Genomic DNA, 248 nt, shown 5'->3' with positions numbered 1-248 from the left:
CCTGTCGCCCCGCGAGCAAACCGCGCACGTCGCCCTGTTCCACCGTGTACGCGAAACCGCGGCTGAAAACACGGTCGATGTAGCCCTTCATCATCGCGGGCATCGCCATCCACCACAGCGGGTAGATGACGGTCAGCACCGCCGCTTCGAGCACGTCTTCCTGCGCGGACAGCACGTCGACCGTCCGGATGTGCGCGGCCGTTCCGTCGATCAGCTCCGCCGCCGACAGCACGGGATCGAAGCCCATC

At 66.5% G+C, this 248-nt stretch carries 1 protein-coding gene; it reads right to left on the bottom strand.

All coding sequences use genetic code 11. From position 1 onward, the window contains the following. The coding region (locus tag SB751_RS33780) for an NAD(P)H-dependent oxidoreductase (RefSeq protein WP_410749469.1) at positions 1-248 on the bottom strand (248 nt) is incomplete at both ends.

It is taken from the genome of Cupriavidus sp. SIMBA_020, assembly GCF_046535395.1.
GTDB lineage: Bacteria > Pseudomonadota > Gammaproteobacteria > Burkholderiales > Burkholderiaceae > Cupriavidus > Cupriavidus campinensis.
Note: the sequence above shows the minus strand (reverse complement) of the source record. Positions and strands in the feature narration are given on the sequence as shown.